This window comes from Nocardioides sp., from assembly GCF_050246775.1.
GTDB lineage: Bacteria > Actinomycetota > Actinomycetes > Propionibacteriales > Nocardioidaceae > Nocardioides.
The window spans coordinates 696985-719992 of the sequence record NZ_JBFWVK010000001.1 but is presented as its reverse complement, the minus strand read 5'-3'; the positions used below and the strand labels follow the sequence as shown (position 1 = coordinate 719992).

Sequence of the window (23008 nt, the reverse complement as noted above, 5' to 3'; positions counted from 1 at the left end):
GGCGGGTCGCTACCAGGTGGTCGCCGCGCCGAACACGTAGGCCCAGGACCGGGCGCCGGTCCCGACCGTTGACTTCACCAGTCGGCCGTTCACCCGCACCTCGAGCCGCCAGGACTTGTCGGTGCCGCGGCAGGGGTCGTTCTGCGGAATGTTGACCGAGATGTAATAGGTCCCGAACGGTGCGTCCGCGCCGGGCCAGTACGCCGTCTCCTGTGCTCCGGGACTGCCGCAGCCGATCGTGCTGTTCGCGCTCATCTGACCACCGGTCTCGGTGGGTCCTGGCGAGGTCTCGGAGATCTCGTCGAAGTTGCTGTCGTAGACGGTGAGGTTGAGGTTGGGGGAGCCGTCCCAGAAGAGGGTGGCCCTGACCCGGCCGTCCCACCGGTCGACGATCACCTTCATCCGGTCCGACACGCCCGCCACGCGGCCCGCGCCGGCCGGCTTGACCACGCGGTACCACCGCGGCTTGCCGGTGGTCGGCCGGTCGGTGAGGGTGAACCTTCCGGCGGAGTCGATGGTGCGGGTGGCGACCTTCCGCCACTTCCCCCGGGGGGAGTACTGCTTCTGCAGGATCACCTTGCTGCCGATCGACAGCGGCCGGACGGTGCCGGTGACCACGACGGTCTGCGAGGAGATGATGCGGTGGCGGTCGACCGACGCGATCACCCGGAACGACGGCTTCTGGGCGGGCGCGGGGGCTGCCTCGACGGTGACTGCCGGAGCCATCGAGAGGCAGAGCACCCCGACGGCCACGGCGATGAGCTTGTGCATGGTGTGCTCCTCTGTCCGATCTGCTGTGTGCTGATGCCCACAGCGTCGGACCGGGCCGCGCCACTGTCGATGGGTCGAGGAACCCATGCGCCCTACGGGTCAGCCGTCGGGCGCCTGCGCCGCGTCCAGGCGCGGGAGGTCGTCCGGTGTGACCAGCCGGCTCGAGACGGCGTACTCGACCAGGTGCCGGCGGCGGTTGGCGGCCGCGCCGTTGCGGTCGGCACGCAGCCCACGGACACCGGCCAGGGAGAGCTTGTCGCACACGTTCTCGAGCTTCTTGTCGAAGCGCTTGGCGCTCCAGCCGAGTCTCCCGGCGGCGGCCTGGGTGCTGGGGATCTCGCCGGACCCGGTGCCCTGGCGCTTGAGGACCGGTTCGGCGAGCGCCAGCACCGCCAGCAGTTGGGACTCGGTGAACTTGCCGGGCGAGATGGTCAGCTGTCCGGTCCCCGCCTCGTGAGTATCCGGCCCGGAGGCGTCGTAGCGCACCGAGGGGACCGTCAGCCGGAGCTCGTAGGTCGTCTCTCCTGCCGCGAACGTCACCAACGTCTGGGGGAAGGTGAGCGGAACCCGCCCGCCGGGAGCGAGAGTGCTGCGCATGAGGTAGCGCTCGTCGGTGAGGTACGCCGCGAGCCGCGCGCCGACGTTGTGGATCCACCACATGTCGTTGGCCCACTCGAACACCAGGAAGTCGCGGTGCAGGAACGGGTTGTCGTCGATTGCGACGTCCCCCGACCTGCCGACCCTCAGCCGCTCGCCCGGTTCGGCTCGGTGGATCTCGCCGGCGAAGTCGAGGGTCAGGAACGGCTCCGCGGCTGGTGTGGGCTCCCCGGATGACACAGGCTCTACTATCGTCGCTGTCGAGCCCAGCGGCCAGTTCGCCACCCGGAGTTCAGGAGAAGCGTGCGGATCCCCCAGGTCGGTGACACCTTCGGCGCCTACGAGGTGCAGCGAGTCCTGGGCCACGGCGGGATGGGCGTGGTCTTCGTCGCCAATCAGGTCGCGCTCGACCGAGCGGTTGCCCTCAAGGTCCTGTTGCCTCAGCTCGCCCAGAGCGTGGACTATCGCACCCGGTTCCGCCGCGAGGCGGCGGCGCTGGCCAGCGCCCAGTCGCCGTACATCGTGCCGATCTACGACTACGGGGAGTTCGAGGGCTCACTGTTCCTCGCGACGCAGCTGGTGCCGGGTGGGGATCTGGGACTGCGGATCATGAACGGGCCAGTGGCGCGCGGCACAGCACTGGAGATCGCCCGCCAGGTGTGCACCGCGCTCGCGGACGCCCACGACGTGGGAGTCCTGCATCGCGACGTGAAGCCCAGCAACGTGCTGTTGTGGGATCGAGCCGAGGGCGCGCACGCCTATCTCTGCGACTTCGGCATCGCCAAGATCGAGGAGTCGCTGGACACCACCACCGAAGGCACCGCCGGCACCTGGGCGTTCCTGGCCCCCGAGCGCTGCCAGGGAGCTCCGGGCTCACGAGCCAGCGACATCTATGCCGCCGGCTGCCTGCTGTGGAACATGCTGACCGGCAGGAGGCCGTACGACGGGTCGGCCGTGGAGGTCGCCCAGGCCCACGTGCACCAGCCGGTTCCCCAGCTGCCCGGAGACGAGACAGCACTCAACGAGATCCTGAGCACGGCCATGGCGAAGGCGCCTGCTGATCGCTACGCCTCCGCTCGTGACCTGGCCAGTGCCCTGGCGCAGCTGATCAGCCGGGACGCCGAGCGCACCCGCACCACCGTGGTGTCACCGTTCGCAGGGCCAGTGAAGGCCCCGGCTCCGAGACGGTGGGGATGGAAGGTCGGCGCAGGCCTGGTCGCGATCTCCCTGATCGCCAGTCTCTCCTGGGCGCTCCTGTCCCGCGACGAACCCTCGACCCGGGCGTCCACCGGGAGCACCCAGAGCGCTGAGCCCGCCACCTCGCGCTGCTGGGACGGCACCCCGGTGGCCGACCTGTCGGCGTGTTCCCAGCCGTCCGGGGCGCAGGGACTGGCTTGGGCGATGCCGTCGCTCGACGTCGACGACCCGCGTTGCGTCGAGGTCGAGGGCGTGGTGTCCGGCAAGGAGATCGTCTTCGAGTGCGGCTACCGCACGAGGGGCGCCCGCGGGGTGGTGCGCTACTCCACGTGGACCTCAGCAGCAGCGTCGCAGGCGCACTACCGCGACCAGTTCTCCTCGACGCCGAGCCGGGTGGCCGGCCCGACCACTGCGCCGCGCCTGGTCTGGACGCGCGGCAGGCGCACCCCCCAGGGCTTCTTCCGGATGGCGTCGGCGTACGTCGACTGGCCGTTCTCGGTCTCGATCGAGGCGAGCAACCGCGCCGCACTCGAGGTGGGCTACCGGACGCTGCGGTTCCGGCCGCAGCGCGAGATGACCGGGATCTCGACCCTCGGGTGACGACGATCTACTGCTCGGTAACATTCGCTCATGGTCAACGTTCACGAGCTCTGGAGGACCACCTCCGCCATCCCGTTCGTCGGGCCCCGGCTCTTCTCGCTCGCCTTCGCCCAGGCGGCGCCGTACTTCGCGACGATCCGGCCCCGGTTCACCGTCGTGGAGCCGAACCACGTCGAGCTGGTGATCCCCAAGCGCCGACGGGTGCACAACCACCTCAAGACGGTGCATGCCATTGCCTTGTGCAACGGGTTGGAGGCGGCGATGGGCGCCCTGGCCGAGGTGAGCCTCCCGCCGGGTAGACGCTGGATCCCGAAGGGGATGGAGGTGACCTACACCGCGAAGGCCGTCTCCGACGTCACCTGCATCGCCGAGACCGATCCTGCGCAGTGGACGGGGTCCGACCCCGACCTCCCGGTGCGGGTCCGAGGGGTCCTGGCCGACGGCACGGTCGTCATCGAGGGGACCATCCGGCTCTGGGTCACCGCGACGCGTGCCGGTGAGCGAGCCTCAGCCGAACGGGGCGAGTAGGGCACGCAGCAGCGTCGCCAACTGGGCGTGCTCGGCTGCCGGTAGGTCGGCGAGCAGCTCGCGCTCGCGCTCGACGAGCGCGCCGAACGCTGCGTCCACGGTGGCCTTGCCCTGCACGGTCAGCCGCACGAGTACGCCGCGCCGGTCGTGGGGGTCGGGCAATCGTTCGACCAGGCCGCGGGCTGCGAGCCGGTCGACGCGGTTGGTCATGGTGCCGCTGGTGACGAGGGTCTCCTTGAGCAGTCGGCCGGGGGAGAGTTCATAGGGTGCGCCGGCCCGGCGCAGGGCGGCGAGGACGTCGAACTCCCAGGACTCGATCTGCTGCTCGGTGAAGGCCTGCTTGCGGGCCAGGTCGAGGTGGCGGGAGAGTCGGGAGATGCGGCTGAAGACCTCGACCGGGGTCAGGTCCAGGTCGGCGCGCTCGCGTCGCCACGCCTCGACCAGCTCGTCGACCTCGTCTCGCATGCGGCCGACTTTAGCGCATCGAGAATCTTGACATCGAGAGATCTAAGAGCAAGTATCTTGACATCAAGAGAGTGGGAGTCGATCGATGAGCTGGGACCCGGAGCACTACCTCACCTTCGCCGACGAACGCGGCCGTCCGTTCGTCGACCTCGTCAACCGGATCGGGGCCGCGGAGCCGGCCACCGTGATGGATCTCGGGTGCGGTCCGGGCAACCTGACGGCAGCGCTCAAGCAGCGATGGCCCGACGCGACGGTGCGCGGGCTGGACTCCAGCGCCGAGATGATCGCCACCGCCAGGGCGGTCGAGGGGATCGAGGTGGCCGTGGGGGACCTGCGGTCCTTCACCGGCCCGGTCGACGTACTCGTCTCCAACGCGACGCTGCAGTGGCTGCCCGACCACCTCGCCCTGCTGCCCAGTCTCGTGGCCCAGGTCAATCCCGGCGGCTGGTTCGCCTTCCAGGTGCCGGGCAACTTCGACGAACCGAGTCACACGATCCGTCGCGACCTGGCCGCCCAGGCGCCGTACGCGGACCACACGGCGGGAGCCCCACGACCTGACAGCCACGATCCGGCCACCTACCTCCGGGTGCTGGCCGGCCTCGGCTGCACCGTCGACGCGTGGGAGACCACCTACCTGCATGTGCTCACCGGGCCGGATCCGGTGTTCGCCTGGGTCAGCAGCACCGGTGCCCGCACGACACTCGAGGCACTCGAGGGCACCGGTCTGCGTCCCGCGTTCGAGGCCGAGTTCAAACGGCGCCTGGCGCAGGCCTACCCCGACGAGGGGTACGGCGTGGTCCTGCCCTTCCGGAGGATCTTCGTGGTCGCCCGGGTCCCGGCATGAGGCTGCACCACGTCCAGGTCGCCTGCGCCCCCGGCGGGGAGGACGCCGCGCGCCGGTTCTACGTGGACGGTCTCGGACTCACCGAGGTGGCGAAGCCCGAGGCTCTCAGGGACCGCGGCGGCGCCTGGTTCCGGCAGTACGACGGGCAGGAGATCGTCGCGGAGCTCCACGTCGGAGTGGAGGACCCTTTCCGGCCAGCCCGCAAGGCGCACCCGGCGTTCATCGTCATCGACCAGCGACGCCTGGCCGATCTCGGCCGGCGTCTGGTGGGGCTGGGCTTCGAGGTCGACTGGTCCGAGCGGGACACCTTCCCCGGCCACGAGCGCTTCCACACCGTCGACGGGTCCGGCAACCGGGTGGAGCTCCTGGCACCGGTCTGAGGGGCCGCAACCCACGACTGAGGGGCCGCAACCCGCGATTCAACGGGGTGCGGATTCCGTTGTCACCTAGTCACTTCGGACTAGATCAGGTCGGCCCCTCGGTTGAAAAGCCAACGACATGCCAAGGAAGTCAAGGAAAAGCAACACACCCGGTCAGGGCGATCCCTAGCCTGAGCTGGTCGGAAGGCTGTTGCCTACCGATCTTGGGGAAGGGCGCGTGGGGCGCCCGAATTGGATGGGGATCCAGAAAATCATGATGCTTCCGCCTGCGCGGACGACGCGCGCGTTCCTGGCAACACTGCTGAGCGTGGTGCTGACCACGCTGTCCTTCTACGTCTTCGTGCCGACCGCCTCGGCCTACGAGGTGCCGACCAGCGCCTTCTCCGGCGGCACCGGCTCCATGCCGGGCAGCGCCCTGCAGCAGACCTGGTCCGCCAGCGGTCAGACCTCCCTCGGCACCAGCGCCACCGTCGGCAGCCGCGGCTACGTCGCCGGCGACTACACGCCCACGATCACCTCGGGCACTCCCGGTGCCACCCTCGGCGTCAGCGCCAACGGTTGCCCGACCACCGGCACCTGCTCCAACCGCGGCACCGTCACCGTGACGTTCTCCCAGCCCGTCCTCAACCCCACCATCCACATCGCCGGTCCCGGCGGCTCGGTCGCCTCCGGCAGCGGAGCCAGCCGCGGTCAGTCCGACTTCCACGCGATCTTCACCCTCACCACCGCCGGCACCAGCCTCAGCAAGCGTTCGGGCAGCAACCTGGCGGTCACCGGCGGCAACACGATCACTGCGCTCAACGACGACACCTCGGCCAACTGCGCCAACCGCGACTCGACCCCCGGCAGCTTCGCCGCCCGCCTGGCCACCTCGCCGTGCGGCTCGGTGCAGGTCAACACCTCCAGCGCCGTGACCTCGCTGACCTTCAACGTCTCCATGATCACCACCACGAACGCCGAGGTCGGCCAGCCCGCCAACAACCTCGACACCGGCAACGACGAGCTCAACATCCTGGCCACCCTGGCCGACGACTACGGCGATGCGCCCTCGTCGTACGACGCCGGCGATGCCGCTCGCCACGCGCTCAGCAACATCACCCTGGGCGCCTCCGCGACCGAGGACAACGCCGGCACCGCCAACGGCACCAGCAGCCCCAACGCCGGCACCGGCGCGACCGGGGATGCCGACAACGGGGTGACCGGCACCCTGTCCATGCTCAGTACCTCGACCACCTACAGCCAGGTCGTCGCCCTCAGCGGGGCCTCCAAGGCCGGCACGCTGGCCGGCTGGATCGACTTCAACGGCAACGGCACGTTCCAGACCGGCGAGCGCGCCACCGCTGCGATCGCCTCGGGCCAGACCTCGGCCACCCTCAACTGGACCGGGATCACCGGGGCCGTCGCCGGGTCGACGTACGCCCGCTTCCGGGTCGGCTACACCAACGCGCAGGTCACCTCGCCCACCGGTGCCGCCGACTCCGGCGAGGTCGAGGACTATCCCTTCACCGTGGTCGCACCACCGAACATCGACCTGGCCAAGAGCTTCGTGAGCGGCACCATCGACCCGGTCACCGGCAACGGCATCGCGACCTACACGGTCACCGTCGCCAACACCGGTGGTCCCGGTGCCTACGGCCCGCTGCTGGACACGCCCGCGTTCGGTCCTGGCCTGACCCGCACCGGCGTCTCCTGGACCACCTCGGGTGCCGGCGCCCCGTCCGGTGGCTCGGCCACCGGCACCGGCCCCTACACGCTGGCCCCGGCCGCCACCGCGATCGCGGCGAACACCACCCACACCTTCACCGTCGTGGTCACCTACAGCGGCACGACGAGCTCCACCACGTGCTCCGGTGCCGGCAGCGCCCTCTACAACTCGGTGTCGGCTGCCGGGGAGAACGGCGGTGCCGCCAACAACTCGGCCTGTGGTGCCCCGGCCACCCCGGTGCGGTCCATGACGCTCAAGAAGACCGGCGCCCTCACCACCGACGCGGACGGCGACGGCAAGGGCGACGTCAGCGACGTCATCACCTACTCCTTCCTGGTCACCAACACCGGCAACATCAACATCACCGGACTGGCGATCAGCGACAACGTGGTCACCGTGTCCTGCCCGAGCACCAACCTCACGGTCGGCTCGCAGGTCACCTGCACCGCGACCTACCCGATCACCCAGGGCGACGTGAACGCCGGCGCGACCAAGGTCAACACGGCCACCGCCACCGGGACCGCCGCCGGTGTGGCCCTCACCTCGCCGCAGGACTCCGCCACCACGTCGCTGGACCGACGCTCCTCGCTGAGCATCGACAAGTCGTCCACGAAGGTCATCACCGACCTCGACGGCAACGGCCCCGACGCGGGCGACACCGTGCCCTTCACCTTCAAGGTGACCAACACCGGCACCGTGCCCCTGACCGGGCTCACCATCGCCGACCCCGAGGTCACGGCGTACTCCTGCCCCACCACGTCGCTGGCACCTGGTGCCTCCACCACCTGCACGGCCACCTACACCCTGACCGCGGCCGACGTCGCTGCCGGCCAGGCCGTCAACACGGCCACCGCGTCCGCCGTCCCGTTCGGGGGTACGACGATCACCTCAGCGCCCGACACCGAGACCGTCCCGGTCCCGCAGCCGCCCACGGCCAACCCGGACACCGCCACCACCGCGCAGAACGTCAACGTGACGCTCTCTCCCTGGCTCAACGACGTCGACGCACCAGGCAACTCGGCCCTCCAGCCGACCTCGATCCGGCTGGTGGACCCGAGCACCGGGTCCACGACCACCAGCGTCACGATCGCCGGACAGGGCACCTACACGGTCAACGCGAGCGGCACGGTCACCTTCGACCCGCTGCCCGGCTTCACCGGCGCAGCGACCCCCGTCGGCTACCAGATCGCCGCGGCCAACGCGGTCACCGCGCGCTCGAGCATCACCGTCACGGTCACCGCCGTCACCCCGAGTGCCGTCAACGACACCCGCACGACGGCCTACGACACCACCATCACGGTGCCCGTGCTCGGCAACGACTCCGCCGGTGCCGCCTCCGCTCCGCTGGTGGCCACCTCGGTCCAGCTGTTCAACCCGGCCACCAGCACCTACGCCAGCACGCTGACCGTGACGGGTCAGGGCACCTACAGCGTCAACACCGACGGCACCATCGCCTTCGACCCGCTGCCGAGCTTCACCGGCACCGCGACCGCGGTCGCCTACCGCGTCGCGGACGCGAACGGCACCACAGCGCAGGCCACGCTGACCGTCACGGTCCGGACGCCGACCTCGGCGATCCCCGACTCCCTCACCACCCCGCAGGACATCACGGTGACCGCCAGCCCGCTGGCGAACGACACCGCATCCGGTGGTGCCACGATCACGGCCTCGACCCTCCAGCTCCGCGACCCCGCCACCAACACGTGGGGCACCACGGTCACCGTCGCCGGGCAGGGCACCTGGACCGTGAACGCCGCCGGCACGGTCGGCTTCGACCCCGTGCCGAGCTTCCGGGGTGTGGCCACCACGCTCGACTACCGCGCCACGGACTCGTCGGGCGCGAGCCTGTCCTCCACCCTGGCCATCACGGTCACCCCGATCGACCCGATCGCGATCTCGGACGAGGCCACGACCGGGTTCAACACCGCGACGACCATGCTCGTGCTGAGCAACGACTCCGCGGGTGATCCCTCAGCACCGCTGCTCACCGGCTCGATCGTCTTCACCGCCGCCGGAGCCACCAACGGCGGCAAGACCCTGGTCGTCGCCGGCCAGGGCACCTTCACGGTGAACGCGGGCGGCTCGGTCACCTTCACCCCGACCAACGGCTTCCGCGGGGACACCACGCCGGTGACCTACCGGATCACCGACGACAACGGGCAGAGCGCGACCGCGACCATCGTCGTCCACGTCGCGACCCCGCAGCCCCCGGTGGCCAACCCCGACGCTCGGACCACCGCGCAGGGGGTCCCGGTCACCGTCGCGGCAGCCACCAACGACGTTCCCGGACCCACGGGTGGTGCGCTCCTGGCCACCTCGCTGCAGCTGTTCAACCCGGCCACCAGCACCTACGGCAACACGCTCACGATCTCCGGCCAGGGTGTCTACACCGTCAACGCAGACGGGACCGTCACCTTCGCGCCGGTCGGCAGCTTCATCGGCACCGCCACCGCGGTCGGCTACCGGATCGCCGACGAGTACGGCGCGACCGCGACCTCCTCGATCACCGTCACGGTCAGCCCGGTGACGCCCACCGCGGTCAACGACACCCGCACCACGCCCTACGAGACGCCGATCGACTCCTCGGTGCTCGGCAACGACAACGCCGGCAACGCCGCGATCGCGCTCGACGCGAGCACCGTCCGGCTCTTCGACCCGATCGCCGGCACCTACGGCACCAGCGTGACGATCCCGGGTCAGGGCACCTACACGGCCAACAGCAGCGGCGTCGTGCGCTTCGTGCCGGTGACCGGCTACCACGGCACCGCCACGGCGGTGACCTACCAGGTCAGGGACACCAACGGCACCGCGACCACCGCGACCCTCACGATCACGGTCTCGCTGCCCTCCGCCCCGGTCGCCAACCCGGACACCGCGACGACGCCCCAGAACGTCGACGTGACGCTCACCCCGCTCGCCAACGACACCACCGGGGCAGCGTCGGTCAGCCTCAGCCCCGGCAGCGTCCGGCTCCTCGACCCGGCCACCGGCACCTACGGCACGAGCCTGACCGTCGCCGGGCAGGGCACCTACACGGTGAACACGGCCTCCGGCACGGTCACCTTCGACCCGCTGCCCGGCTTCACCGGCCCGGCCACCGCAGTGGGCTACCGCGTCACCGACTCCACCGGACAGGCCGTGAGCTCCGCCCTCACCGTCACGGTCACGGCGCTCACCCCGACGGCAGTCGCGGACAGCCGCACGACGCCGTACAACACCGCCCTGTCCTTCGACCCTCTCGCCAACGACACCGCCGGCGCCGCTTCCGCTCCGCTGGCGCCGACCTCCGTCGTCTTCTCCTCGGCCGCCGCCACCAACGCCGCGAAGACGCTGGTCGTGGCCGGTCAGGGCACCTGGAGCATCGACCCGGCCACCGGCCAGGCCTCCTTCAACCCCCTGCCCGGCTTCACCGGGGCCACCACCGCGGTGACCTACCGGGTCGCCGACACCAACGGCACGACCGCGACGGCGACGCTCACCGTGACGGTGGGTACGCCACCCAGCGCGGCACCCGACAGCACCACCACGCAGCAGGACGTGACCGTCTCCCTGAACCCGCTCGGCAACGACGCGGCCGGGATCCACGGCAACGGGACCACGGGCACGCTCGAGGCCACCTCGGTGCGTCTCACCAGCCCTGCCGCCACCAACGCCGGCCGAACCCTCGTGGTCGCCGGTCAGGGCACCTGGAGCGTCAACGCAACCACCGGCGCGGTCACCTTCGACCCGCTGCCCGCCTTCACCGGCACCACGACCCCGGTCGGCTACTCGGTGACCGACTCCTACGGCAACTCCGCCACCTCCACCGTCGCAGTCGCGGTCGCCGCCATCACCCCGACCGCCGTCGACGACGCGAACAGCACGGCGTACCGCACCCCGGTCTCGGTCTCCGTGCTCGGCAACGACGCCGCCGGTGACGCCTCGGCACCGCTGGTGCCCTCGAGCGTGCAGCTGATCCACCCCGTCAACGGCGGTGCCGTCTCCTCCCTCACCGTCGCCGGTGAGGGCACCTGGACGATCAACGCCGGTGGGGTGGTGAGCTTCGCCCCCGCCAACGGCTTCAGCGGCGCCGCCACCCCGATCGGCTACCAGGTCGCCGACGACAACGGCACGCTGGCCACCGCGGTCGTCCGGATCCGGGTCGGCACCGCGCCCAGCGCAGGTCCCGACTCCGCCACCACCGCCCAGAACGTCGACGTCACGCTCGACCCGCTCGGCAACGACGGCCCGGGCGTGCACGGCAACGGCACCGCGGGCACCCTGGACGCCACGTCGGTCGTGTTCACCGCCGCCGGCGCCACCAATGGCGGCCGGACCCTGGTCGTCGCCGGAGAGGGCACCTGGAGCGCGAACGCCACGACCGGTGCCGTCACCTTCGACCCGCTCCCCGCGTTCACCGGCACCACCACGCCCGCGGCGTACTCGGTGACCGACTCCTTCGCCAACACCGCGACCTCGAACCTGCGCGTGAGTGTCACCGCGATCACGCCGACGGCTGCCGACGACACCCGCACCACGCCGTACGCCACCGCGGTCACCGCCGACGTGCTGGCCAACGACACCGCCGGCGCCGCTTCTGCACCGCTGGCGCCGACCTCCGTCGTGTTCACCTCCGGTGCCGCCACCAACGCCGGCAAGACCCTCGTGGTCGCCGGCCAGGGCACCTGGACCATCAACGCCGCCACCGGCGTGGTCACCTTCACTCCCGCCTCCGGCTTCTCGGGGACGAGCACCCCGGTGACCTACCGGGTGGCCGACGCCAACGCCACCACGGCGACCGCGACGCTCACCGTCACCGTCGGCACGGCACCCCTGGCCCTGCCCAACCTCACCTCCACCCCGCAGGACATCACCGTCGTCCTCAACCCGCTGTCGAACGACACCGCCGGGGTGCACGGCAACGGCAGCACCGGCACCCTCGAGGCCAGCTCGGTGGTCTTCACCGCGGGCACGGCCACCAACGGTGGGAAGAGCCTCGTGGTGGCCGGTGAGGGCACCTGGACGATCGACCCGGCCACCGGTGCGGTCACCTTCGACCCGCTGCCCGGCTACACCGGCACCACGACGCCGGCGGCGTACTCGGTGCGTGACTCCTACGGCAACACCGCCGCCTCGACCATCACCGTGACGGTCACCGCGATCACGCCCGTCGCGAGCGACGACACCAACGCGACTCCCTACCTGTTCGCCGTGGACACCGATGTGCTCGCCAACGACCTGTCCGGAGACGCCTCGGCGCCCCTGGTCGCCTCCAGCGTCGTGTTCACCTCGCCAGGCGCGACCAACGCCGGCAAGACCCTCGTGGTCGCCGGCCAGGGCAGCTACTCGATCGACACCAGCGGCGTGATCCGGTTCGCCCCGGAGGCAGGCTTCGTCGGCGTCACCACCCCGGTGCGCTACCGGGTCGCCGACGACAACGGCACCACCGCCTCGGCCCTGCTGACGATCACCGTCGGCAACGCCCCCAGCGCCGAGCCCGACACCACGAGCACGCCTCAGGACCTCGACGTCACCGTGAACGCCCTCACCAACGACGCCGCCGGCACGGGAGCCTCGCTGGTCGTGGGCTCGGTCCGCCTGCTCGACCCGGCCACCGGCACGTACGTCACGTCGGTGAGCCTGCCGGGCGAGGGCACCTACACGGTCGACACGGCCACCGGGCGGGTCACCTTCGACCCGCTGCCCGGCTTCACCGGCCCGTCGTCGGTGACCTACCGGGTCCAGGACTCCCACGGCAACCGAGCGGTGTCCACCATCACCGTGACGGTCATCCCGATCACCCCGACCGCTGCCGACGACGCCCGGACCACGCCGTACCTCACGGCCGTCACCGCGGACGCCCTGGCCAACGACGCGGCCGGCGACGCCACGGCGCCGCTCGTGGCCTCGACCCTCGTGCTCACCAGCCCTGCCGCCACCAACGGGGGCACCCGCCTGGTCGTCGCCGGACAGGGCACCTACACCGTCAACCCGGACGGCACGGTCACGTTCGTGCCGGTCGCCGGGTTCAGCGGTGCCACCACGCCGGTGCAGTACCGCGTCGCCGATGACAACGGCACCACGGCGACCGCGGTGCTCGCAGTCACCGTGGGCACCGCCCCGGCCGCCGAGCCCGACACCGCCACGACCCTGCAGGACGTCGACGTCACGCTCAGCCCGCTGGGCAACGACAGCGCCGGCGTCGGCGGCAACGGTACGCCGGGCACGCTCACCGCCGCGTCGGTCGTGTTCACCGCCGGCGCCGCCACCGACGGCGGCAGGGCCCTCGTGGTCGCCGGACAGGGCACCTGGAGGATCGCCGCCAACGGCACGGTCGGCTTCGACCCGCTCCCGACCTTCACCGGCACCACCGACCCGGTGGACTACCGGGTCACCGACTCCTTCGGCAACCACGCCACTTCCACGCTGCGGGTGAGCGTCACCCCGATCACCCCGTCCGCCGCGAACGACTCCGCCACCACCGCCTTCAACACCACCGTGTCGGTGCCGGTGCTCGGCAACGACTCCGCCGGCGACGTCTCCGCGCCGCTGGTGCCCACGACCGTTCGCCTGCTCGACCCGGCCACCGGCAACCCGGTCGGCTCGGTGGTCGTCGCTGGCCAGGGCACCTGGACCGCCAACGCCAATGGGACGGTCTCCTTCAACCCGGCCACCGGGTTCGTCGGCAGCACGACCCCGGTCGGCTACCAGGTCGCCGACGACAACGGCACCGTGGCCAACGCCACCGTGCGGGTCACCGTCGAGCTGCCCGCCGGGCCCACGGCTCGGCCGGACACCCGTAGCACGCCCCAGGACGTCACGATCACGCTCGACCCGCTGGGCAACGACACAGCAGCCTCGGGGGCCGGCCTGGACCCGACCACGGTCGTGCTCACCGCCGCCGACGCCACCGACGCAGGCAAGACGCTCGCGGTGTCCGGTCAGGGCACCTGGACGGTGAACCCGGCGACCGGCCAGGTCACCTTCGACCCGCTGCCCGACTTCACCGGCCAGGCCAGCCCGGCTGCCTACCGGGTCGCCGACGGCTATGGGCAGACCGCCTCCTCGACGATCACCGTCACGGTCACGCCCATCACACCCGACGCGGTCGACGACACCGCCACCACCCCGGCCAACACCCCGATGGCCGTCGACGTCCTCGACAACGACAGCGCCGGTGCGCCCAGCGCCCCCCTGGTGCCGAGCTCGGTGGTGTTCACCTCGGCTGACGCCACCGACGCCGGCCGCAGCCTCATCGTCGCCGGCGAGGGCCGCTACACCATCCACCCGGTCACCGGAGTCATCACCTTCAGCCCCGAAGCCGGCTTCACCGGCGCGAGCACCCCGGTCGGCTACCGCGTCGCCGACGACAACGGCACCACCGCCACCGCGTCGCTGACGGTCACCGTCGGCTCCGGTCCGGTCGCCCGCGCCGACAGCACCAGCACCGCGCAGAACGTCACCGTCACCCTCAACCCGCTGACCAACGACGCCGCCGGCGTCGACGGCGACGGTACGACGGGCACGCTGATCCGCAGCTCGGTGACCTTCACCGGGCCGGCCGCCACGGACTCCGGGCGCACCCTGGTCGTGGCCGGTCAGGGCACCTGGACGATCGACCCGGTCACGGGCCAGGTCACCTTCGACCCGCTGGCCGGCTTCACCGGCCCCACCACCCCGGCGCCGTACTCGGTGAGCGACTCGTTCGGCAACACCGCGACCTCGACGATCACCGTCACGGTCACCCCGATCACGCCGGTCGCGGCGAACGACACCGCCACCACGCCGTACCGCACCCCGGTCACCGTCGACGTCCTGGACAACGACACCGCCGGGGCGGCCTCCGCGCCGCTGGTCGCCTCCAGCGTGGTCTTCACGAGCGCCGATGCCACCGACGGCGGCACCCGCCTGGTCGTCACCGGCGAGGGCAGCTACGTGGTCACCGCCCAGGGCGCGATCACCTTCAGCCCCGCCGTCGGGTTCACCGGCGACACGAGCCCGGTGACCTACCGGGTGAGCGACGCGAACGGCACCACCGACACCGCCACCGTGAGCATCACGGTGGGCAGCGACGCCGTGGCACTGCCGGACTCGGCCACCACACCGCAGGACATCACGGTCACGCTCGGCGCGCTCACCAACGACACCGCGGGCAGCGACGGGGCCGGTCTGCCCGGGACCCTCGATCCCGCCTCGGTGCGGTTCACCTCCGCAGCAGCCACCGACGCCGGCCGCACCCTTGTGGTGTCCGGTGAGGGCACCTGGACGGTCAACGCCGGTGGAACGGTGAGCTTCAACCCGCTCGCCACGTTCACCGGGACCACCACCCCCGTCGGCTACGCGGTCACCGACAGCTTCGCCAACACCGCCGCGGCCACGCTCACCGTCACGGTCACCGCCATCACGCCGGTGGCAGCCGACGACAGCGCCACGACGCCGTACCGGACCCCGGTCGACGTGGACGTCCTCGACAACGACGCGGCGGGCGCGCCCAGCGCCCCGCTCGACCCGGCCTCGGTCGTGTTCACCTCGGGCGCGGCCACCGACCAGGGCCACACGCTGGTCATCGCCGGCGAAGGCACCTGGACGATCGCTGCCGACGGCACGGTCACCTTCACCCCGGTCGCCGGCTTCTCCGGAGCCACCACGCCGGTCTCCTACCGGGTCGCCGACGACAACGGCACCACCGCGACGGCCACGGTGCGGGTGAGCGTCGCAGCCGCGCCGATCGCCCGCCCTGACACCGCCACCACGCCGCAGAACGTGGACGTCACGGTGCAGCCGTTGACCAACGACACCCCTGGCGCCGACCGCAACGGAGCCGCCGGCGCCTTCCAGCACACCACGGTGCGCTTCACCGCCGGTGCTGCCACCAACGGCGGCCGGACCCTGGTCGTCCCCGGTGAGGGCACCTGGAGCATCGCCCCGGTCACCGGCGCCGTGACCTTCGACCCGATCCCGGCCTTCTCGGGCGTGAGCACCCCGGTCGCGTACGAGGTCACCGACTCCCACGGCAACCCGGCCGACTCGACGATCACGGTCACCGTCACCCCGATCACCCCGACCGCCTCGGCGGACACCGACGCGACGGCCTACGGCACCGCGGTCACCATCGCGGTGCTGGCCAACGACGTGGCCGGCGCCCTGAGTGCGCCGCTCGACCCGACCACCGTGGTCTTCGCCAGCAACGGCTCGAGCGTCCTGGTCACCGGCGAGGGCCGCTTCGTGGCGCACCCTGACGGAACGGTCACGTTCACCCCCGCCGCCGGCTTCACCGGACTCACCACTCCGGTGACCTACCGGGTGGCCGACACCAACGGCACCACGGCCACCGCGACCCTGACGATCACCGTCGGGGACGCCCCGGTCGCGAGCCCGGACGAGACGAGCACCGCCCAGGACCTCGAGGTCACCCTCGACCCGCTCGAGAACGACGCCCCGGGTGCCGGCGCGACGCTCGACGCCTCGTCGGTGCAGCTCTACGACCCGGGCACCGCCACCTGGGTGGACGGCCTGAGCGTCGCGGGTGTCGGCGAGTGGACCGTCCACAGCGACGGCACAGTCACCCTCGACCCCGAGCCGGCCTTCACCGGTGACGCGTCGGTCACCTACGCGGTCACCGACTCCGACGGCAACTCGGCGGTCGCGACGATCATCGTCCACGTCGCGCCGATCACCCCGGTCGCCGACGACGACACGGCTGCCACGCCGGCCAACCGCGCCGTCGACCTCGACGTGCTCGCCAACGACGCGGCCGGCGACGCCTCCGCGCCCCTGGACGAGACCTCGGTCGTGTTCACCTCACCCGAGGCCACCGACAACGACCACACCCTGGTCGTCGACGGCGAGGGCACCTGGCGGATCGCTCCGGAGACCGGTGTGGTGACCTTCACCCCGGCGGCCGGGTTCAGTGGTGACACCACCGGGGTGGGCTACCTCGTCACTGACGGCAACGGCACCACGGCGACGGCCAGCATCCGCGTCACGGTCGGCACCGGTCCGGTGGCCCGCACCGACAGCGCCACCACCGCCCAGAACGTCGCGGTGAGCCTCGAGCCGCTCGGCAACGACGCTGCCGGCGTCCACGGCGACGGTACGACGGGCACCCTGGACCCGGCCTCGATCGTGTTCACCTCGGCCGACGCCACCGCCGCCGGCACTTCGCTGGTCGTCGAGGGTGAGGGCACCTGGTCGATCGCTGACGACGGCACCATCACGTTCGACCCCGAGCCTGGCTTCACCGGGGTCACCACGGCGGTCGGCTACTCGGTGGCAGACACGTGGCTCAACACCGCCACCTCGAGCCTCACGGTCACGGTCACCGCGATCACCCCGTCGGCCACCGACGACACCGCCACCACACCGGCGAACACGCCGGTCACGGTCGCAGTCCTCGACAACGACGACGCTGGGGCACCCTCGGCGCCGCTGGACCCGGCCACGGTGGTGTTCACCTCGCCTGCGGCCACCGACGGCGCCACCTCGCTGGTGGTCCCCGGACAGGGCACCTGGACCGTCACCGCCGCCGGCACGGTCACGTTCGCGCCGGTCCCCGGTTTCGCCGGCCTGGCCACGGCGGTCGACTACCGGGTCGCCGACACCAACGGCACCACGGCGAGCGCCAAGCTCACCGTCACCGTCGGTGACGGCCCGAGCGCCCTGCCGGACAGCGCCACCACGGCCCAGGACACCACGGTCATCGTCGACGCCCTCGACAACGACGCCGCCGGCATCGACGGCGACGGTACGACGGGCACGCTGGTCGCGGCCTCGGTCGTGTTCACCTCGCCCGATGCCACCGACGGCGCTCGGGTGCTCGTGGTCGACGGTGAGGGCACCTGGGCCGTGAACCCCGACGGCACGATCAGCTTCGACCCCGAGCCCGCGTTCACCGGTGTGGCCACCGCGGTGGGCTACCAGGTCACCGACTCGTTCGGCAACAGCGCGAGCACCACGATCACCGTCGAGGTCGTCGCGATCACGCCCACGGCGGAGGACGACTCGGCCACCACCGACTACGGCACCGCCGTCGCCATCGACGTGCTCGACAACGACGCTCCCGGGGACGCCTCGGCTCCGCTGGACCCGGCCTCGGTCGTGTTCACCTCGGCCGATGCCACCGACGGCGGCCACCGACTCGTCGTGGTCGGCGAGGGCACCTGGACCGTCGAGGGCAACGGCACGGTCACGTTCACCCCGGTGGACGGCTTCTCCGGCGAGACCACGCCGGCGACGTACCGGGTCGCCGACGACAACGGCACGACGGCCACCGCGCGGCTCACTGTCACGGTCGGGCGACCGGCCGGACCGACGGCGGCCCCCGACACCGAGACCACCAGGCAGAACGTGGACGTCACCCTCGACCCGCTGACCAACGACACCGCGGGTGCCGGGGCCGGGGTCGCGCTCGACGAGACGACCGTCCGGTTCACGTCGGCCGACGCCACGGACGGCGGCCACACCCTGGTCGTCGAGGGCGAGGGCACGTGGACGATCGACGCGGTCACCGGGCTGGTCACCTTCGACCCGCTGCGCACCTTCACCGGCACCAGCACTCCGGTCGGCTACTCGGTCGAGGACAACTTCGCTCAGGCGGCGACGTCCACGATCACCGTCACGGTCACCCCGGTGATCCCCGAAGCCCAGGACGACCACTCCAGCACCCCGTTCCAGACGCCGGTCATCATCCAGGTGCTGGAGAACGACACCCCCGGTGCAACCGGAGTGTCCCTCGTCGTGGGCACGATCCTGCTCCAGGACCCCGAGTCCGGCGACTGGGCCACCCAGGTCGTCGTACCGGGCGAGGGCACCTGGACGGTGAATGACAACGGGACCGTCACCTTCGCACCCGAGGACGGCTTCACCGGAGAGGTGTCGCCGGCCCACTACCGGGTCACCGACCAGAACGGGACCACGGTCGAGGCCAGCATCACCGTCAAGGTCGGGGCACCCTCCGGGACCGCTCCGAGCGCCGAACCGGACCGCGTGCGGGGCACCGAGCCCGGCGCTCCGGTGACCGTCCCGGTCCTCGACAACGACACCCCAGGCACCGACTGTGCCTGGGACCCCAGCACGGTGGAGTTCACCTCCACCGACGCCACCGACGGCGGCAAGACGCTCGTCGTCGAAGGTGAGGGCACCTGGACCGTCAACGCTGACGGGTCGGTCACCTTCACCCCTGAGGCGGACTTCCACGGCACCGCAACGCCGGTCGACTACCAGGTCACCGACGAGTGCGGCGAGAGCGTCGGCTCGACGGTCACCGTCACCGTGCCGAAGTCGCCCACCACATGCTCAGGTCACGCGCGCTGCCCGGTCGACCCCACTGACCCGGCAGACCCAGCGGACCCGTCCAACCCGTCAGCTCCGCACCACCCCGCGGACGACAACCCGGTCCACCAGCCGGTGCTCCCCAACACCGGTGGACCGCGGATGACACTGCTCGGGTTGGGCCTCCTCCTGGTGCTGGTCGGCGTGCCATTGGTACGTCGCCGTCGCCGCGAGGCCTGAGGGACGGCTCGTGGGCTGGTGGCCATCCGGGTGGGCCACCAGCGTCGTCCCAGACGTGTTCAGAGCTTGGTGTCGCCCACCATGGACACCTCGAGGATCTTCTTCTCGCCGACGAACTTGCGCTGCACCCAGGTCGCCAGTGCGGTGAGCAGCAGGTTGACGATGACGTAGAGCGCGGTGATCACGATGGCGGTCGGGACCTGGTTGCGGAACTCGGTGTAGATCAGCTTGCCGACAGCCGTCAGGCCGGGCGCCACGATCCAGTAGCCGAGGCTGGTGTCCTTCAACGCGACCACGCACTGGCTGATGAGCGCCGGCAGCATGATCTTCACTGCCTGGGGGAGCTGGATGGCGAGCATCACCTGCGACTTGCGCATCCCTACGGCGTACGCCGCCTCCGACTGGCCGCGCGGCACCGCATTGACGCCGGCGCGGAACACCTCGGCGAGCACCGACCCGTTGTAGAGGGTCAGCGCGATCACGACGCACCAGAAGGAGCCGATGCCGTCCCCGATGCCGATCGCGTAGTAGGTGAAGATCATCAGGAGCAGCACCGGGACGGCCCGGAAGAACTCCACCACCAGCCAGCTGGGCCACCGCAGCCAGCGCTGCTCGGAGAGCTTGCCGACTCCCAGGACCAGCCCGAGGACGACGGCGAACAGGATGGAGGCGAAGGCCATCTCGACGGTCTTCAGGAGCCCGTCGGTCAGGATGATCCGGACGTACTCGGGGGTGAGGAAGACCTCCCACTTGTCATATGCCAGCTGCCCGGTGTCCTGGAGCTTGTAGAGGACGAACACCACCAGAGCGACCAGGGCGAGCGCGGATACGGCGGTGTAGATGCGGTGTCGAGCGACCGTGCGGGGACCCGGTGCGTCGAAGAGGACGTTGCCGCTCATGCGGACACCTTCCAGCGGCGTTCGACGGCGTAGGAGGCCATGGCGACGACCTCGACGACGATGATGTAGCCGACCGCGAAGAGTAGGAAGATCTCGACGCGTTGGTCGGCGTTGTCGTTGGTGAACGAGCGCATGGTGGAGGCGGCCTCAGCCATGCCGAAGACGGCAGCGATCGAGGTGTTCTTCACCAGGGCGATCTGCACGTTGGCCAGGGGAGGGACCACGGCCCGCAGCGCCTGCGGGAGCACCACCAGCGACATGCTCTGGCGGAAGGTCAGGCCGATGGCGCGTGCCGCCTCGGCCTGACCGAGGGGCACTGCGTTGACCCCGGAGCGGAAGGCCTCACAGACGAAGGCGGACGTGTAGAGGGTCAACGCCAGGCAGGACCGGAAGAAGAATGCCGACACGTTGGCATCCCCGATCCGCAACGACTCGATGCCCTTGAAGTTGTAGCCGAGCTTCGGCATCGCCACGGCCATGAAGATGAAGATCATCAGCAGCGGTGTGTTGCGGAAGAGGGTGACGTAGACGGTGGCGGCTGAGCGCAGCACCGCCACGGGGCCGACGCGCGCGGCCGCGAGCAGCACCCCGAGGAGCAGCGAGGCGAGGCCGGAGACCACGAACAGGCCGATCGTCAGGCCGAAGGCCTGCAGGTAGGTGCCGAAATCCGAGAACACCGCTTCCATGGGGGACGGGTGCTCCTTTCAGGAGGTGGTGTCCACCCGGCGGCTCCCGCCGCCGGGTGGACAGTGGACCGTGTCGGGTCAGGCCCAGCTCACGCAGGGCACTCGTCGAGGGCCGGGGGCGTCGGCGTGTCGACGCCGGACTGGCCCAGGGTGGCCTCGAACGCGGTCGCCCACGAGCCGTCGTCGTACGCCGCCTGCACGGTGTCGGTGATCCAGCCGCACATCTCCGGGTGCTTGAGGCTGTAGCCGATGCCGTAGCGCTCCTCGGAGAACGGGTCGACGACCACCTTGAGCTCATCGGGGTTCTCGGCGGCGTACCCCAGCAGGATCGCGCCGTCGGTCGTCATCGCGTCGACGGTGCCGTCGAGCACCTGGTCGACACACTCGGAGTAGGTGTCGAAGCCGCGGGGCTTGGCGCCCTCGGCCTTGATGTTCTCCAGGGACGTGGAGCCGGTGACCGAGCAGACCTCGGTGCCGTCCACGTCATCGAGCGTGGCGATGTCGCTGTCGGAGCGCACCAGCAGCTGTTGCCCGGTGACGTAGTAGGGGCCGGCCTGACCGACGACCGCGCGGCGCTCGTCGGTGATGGAGTACGACGCGATGACCAGGTCGACCTCGCCCTCCACCAGGAAGGGCTCGCGGTTGTCGGAGATGGTCTCCTTCCAGTCGATGTCGCCGGCCTCGATGCCGAGCGAGGCAGCCAGGATCTTGCCCATCTCCGGGTCGATCCCCGCTGGTGTGTCGTCCGCGGCGCCCTTGAAGCCGATGCCGGGCTGGTCGAACTTCACGCCGATGGTGATCTCGCCGTCCTCGGCCATCTCCTTCATGCGGGTGCCGTCGTCGAACGCGGCGGCCGCGTCATCGGCGACCTCCACGTCCACCGCATCGGTGTCGTCGTTGCCGGCATCGCCACAGGCGGCCAGCGCGAACGCCAGCCCGACCGTTGCGAACGCCGCCTTGGTTCGGATGAATCTCATCGTTTTCTCCTTCTCCGAGTGAATTCGAGAACAGTGCTGGTGAACCTGGCGCCAAGGGTGCGGGCGCTGCGTGAGATCAGTGTTTGAGGATCTTGCCGAGGAAGTCCTGGGCTCGTTCCGAGCGCGGGTTGGTGAAGAACTCCTCGGGGGAGTTCTCCTCGACGATCTCCCCGTCGGCCATGAAGAGCACCCGGTCAGCTGCGGTGCGGGCGAAGCCCATCTCGTGGGTGACCACGACCATGGTCATGCCGCGCTCGGCGAGGTCGACCATGACGTCGAGGACCTCCTTGATCATCTCGGGGTCCAGCGCCGAGGTCGGCTCGTCGAAGAGCATCACCTTGGGATCCATCGCCAGGGCCCGGGCGATGGCCACGCGCTGCTGCTGGCCGCCGGAGAGCTGCGCGGGGTACTTCTCGGCCTGGTGGGCGATGCCGACCCGGTCGAGCAGCTCTCGCGCGCGCTTCTCGGCTGCCTCCCGGCTCTGCTTGCGGACCTTGATCGGCCCGAGGGTGACGTTCTCGAGGATCGTCTTGTGGGCGAAGAGGTTGAAGCTCTGGAAGACCATGCCGACCTCGGCGCGCAGGTTGGCCAGGGCCTTGCCCTCCTGGGGCAGCGGCTGTCCGTCCAGGGTGATGGTGCCCTGCTCGATCGTCTCGAGCCGGTTGATGGCCCGGCACAGTGTGGACTTGCCGGATCCGGAGGGCCCGATGACGACGACGACTTCGCCGCGCTTGATGGAGACATCGATGTCCTTCAGCACGTGCAGGGCACCGAACCACTTGTTCACACCGTCGAGCACCACGAGGGCATCACCCTGGGCAGCATCGACGGTTTCCTTCCCGAGGACCGTCATGCGGCACGACCCTACCT

Annotated in this window: 12 protein-coding genes; 5 read left to right on the top strand and 7 right to left on the bottom strand. The window is 70.8% G+C overall.

What is annotated here, in order from left to right; translation table 11 throughout:
* Positions 1 to 9: 9 nt before the first annotated feature.
* Positions 10 to 771: a hypothetical protein gene (locus AB7I40_RS03450; protein WP_428343649.1), complete on the bottom strand. Its 762-nt coding sequence runs from the start codon at positions 769 to 771 to the stop codon at positions 10 to 12.
* A 99-nt stretch (positions 772 to 870) separates the two neighbouring features.
* A complete protein-coding gene (locus AB7I40_RS03445; protein ID WP_428343648.1) occupies positions 871 to 1608 on the bottom strand; it encodes a hypothetical protein in 738 nt (245 codons plus the stop codon).
* A 63-nt stretch (positions 1609 to 1671) separates the two neighbouring features.
* Here AB7I40_RS03445 and AB7I40_RS03440 point away from each other — a divergent pair, with 63 nt between their 5' ends.
* Entirely contained in the window at positions 1672 to 3165 is a 1494-nt protein-coding gene (locus tag AB7I40_RS03440) for a serine/threonine-protein kinase (RefSeq protein ID WP_428343647.1), read from the top strand.
* A 30-nt stretch (positions 3166 to 3195) separates the two neighbouring features.
* Entirely contained in the window at positions 3196 to 3693 is a 498-nt protein-coding gene (locus tag AB7I40_RS03435) for a hotdog fold domain-containing protein (protein ID WP_428343646.1), read from the top strand.
* On the opposite strand, the gene AB7I40_RS03430 is transcribed toward AB7I40_RS03435, so the two are convergent.
* Positions 3673 to 4158 (bottom strand): MarR family winged helix-turn-helix transcriptional regulator, encoded by a 486-nt coding sequence (locus AB7I40_RS03430; RefSeq protein WP_428343645.1) that lies wholly within the window; start codon positions 4156 to 4158, stop codon positions 3673 to 3675. The two genes, AB7I40_RS03435 and AB7I40_RS03430, sit on opposite strands and share 21 nt — an antisense overlap.
* Positions 4159 to 4243: 85 nt before the next feature.
* Between AB7I40_RS03430 and AB7I40_RS03425 the strand changes: the two genes are divergently transcribed.
* From AB7I40_RS03425 to AB7I40_RS03415, 3 genes are all read left to right on the top strand, one after another.
* A complete protein-coding gene (locus tag AB7I40_RS03425) occupies positions 4244 to 5002 on the top strand; it encodes a methyltransferase domain-containing protein (RefSeq protein WP_428343644.1) in 759 nt (252 codons plus the stop codon).
* A complete protein-coding gene (locus AB7I40_RS03420) occupies positions 4999 to 5382 on the top strand; it encodes a VOC family protein (RefSeq protein ID WP_428343643.1) in 384 nt (127 codons plus the stop codon). The genes AB7I40_RS03425 and AB7I40_RS03420 overlap by 4 nt, the downstream gene beginning before the upstream one ends.
* Before the next feature lie 253 nt (positions 5383 to 5635).
* Positions 5636 to 19576: an Ig-like domain-containing protein gene (locus AB7I40_RS03415; RefSeq protein ID WP_428343642.1), complete on the top strand. Its 13941-nt coding sequence runs from the start codon at positions 5636 to 5638 to the stop codon at positions 19574 to 19576.
* 59 nt (positions 19577 to 19635) lie between these two features.
* Here the strand turns inward: AB7I40_RS03415 and AB7I40_RS03410 are convergent, their stop codons facing one another.
* The 4 genes from AB7I40_RS03410 to AB7I40_RS03395 all read right to left on the bottom strand — a co-directional run bounded on the left by AB7I40_RS03410 (position 19636) and on the right by AB7I40_RS03395 (position 22991).
* Entirely contained in the window at positions 19636 to 20475 is an 840-nt protein-coding gene (locus tag AB7I40_RS03410) for an amino acid ABC transporter permease (RefSeq protein WP_428343641.1), read from the bottom strand.
* Complete coding sequence (locus AB7I40_RS03405; protein WP_428343640.1) at positions 20472 to 21161, bottom strand: amino acid ABC transporter permease; 690 nt, start codon at positions 21159 to 21161, stop codon at positions 20472 to 20474. The genes AB7I40_RS03410 and AB7I40_RS03405 overlap by 4 nt, the downstream gene beginning before the upstream one ends.
* Positions 21162 to 21250: 89 nt before the next feature.
* Positions 21251 to 22138: a glutamate ABC transporter substrate-binding protein gene (locus tag AB7I40_RS03400; RefSeq protein WP_428343639.1), complete on the bottom strand. Its 888-nt coding sequence runs from the start codon at positions 22136 to 22138 to the stop codon at positions 21251 to 21253.
* 76 nt (positions 22139 to 22214) lie between these two features.
* A complete protein-coding gene (locus tag AB7I40_RS03395; protein ID WP_428343638.1) occupies positions 22215 to 22991 on the bottom strand; it encodes an amino acid ABC transporter ATP-binding protein in 777 nt (258 codons plus the stop codon).
* Between the last annotated feature and the right edge of the window lie 17 nt (positions 22992 to 23008).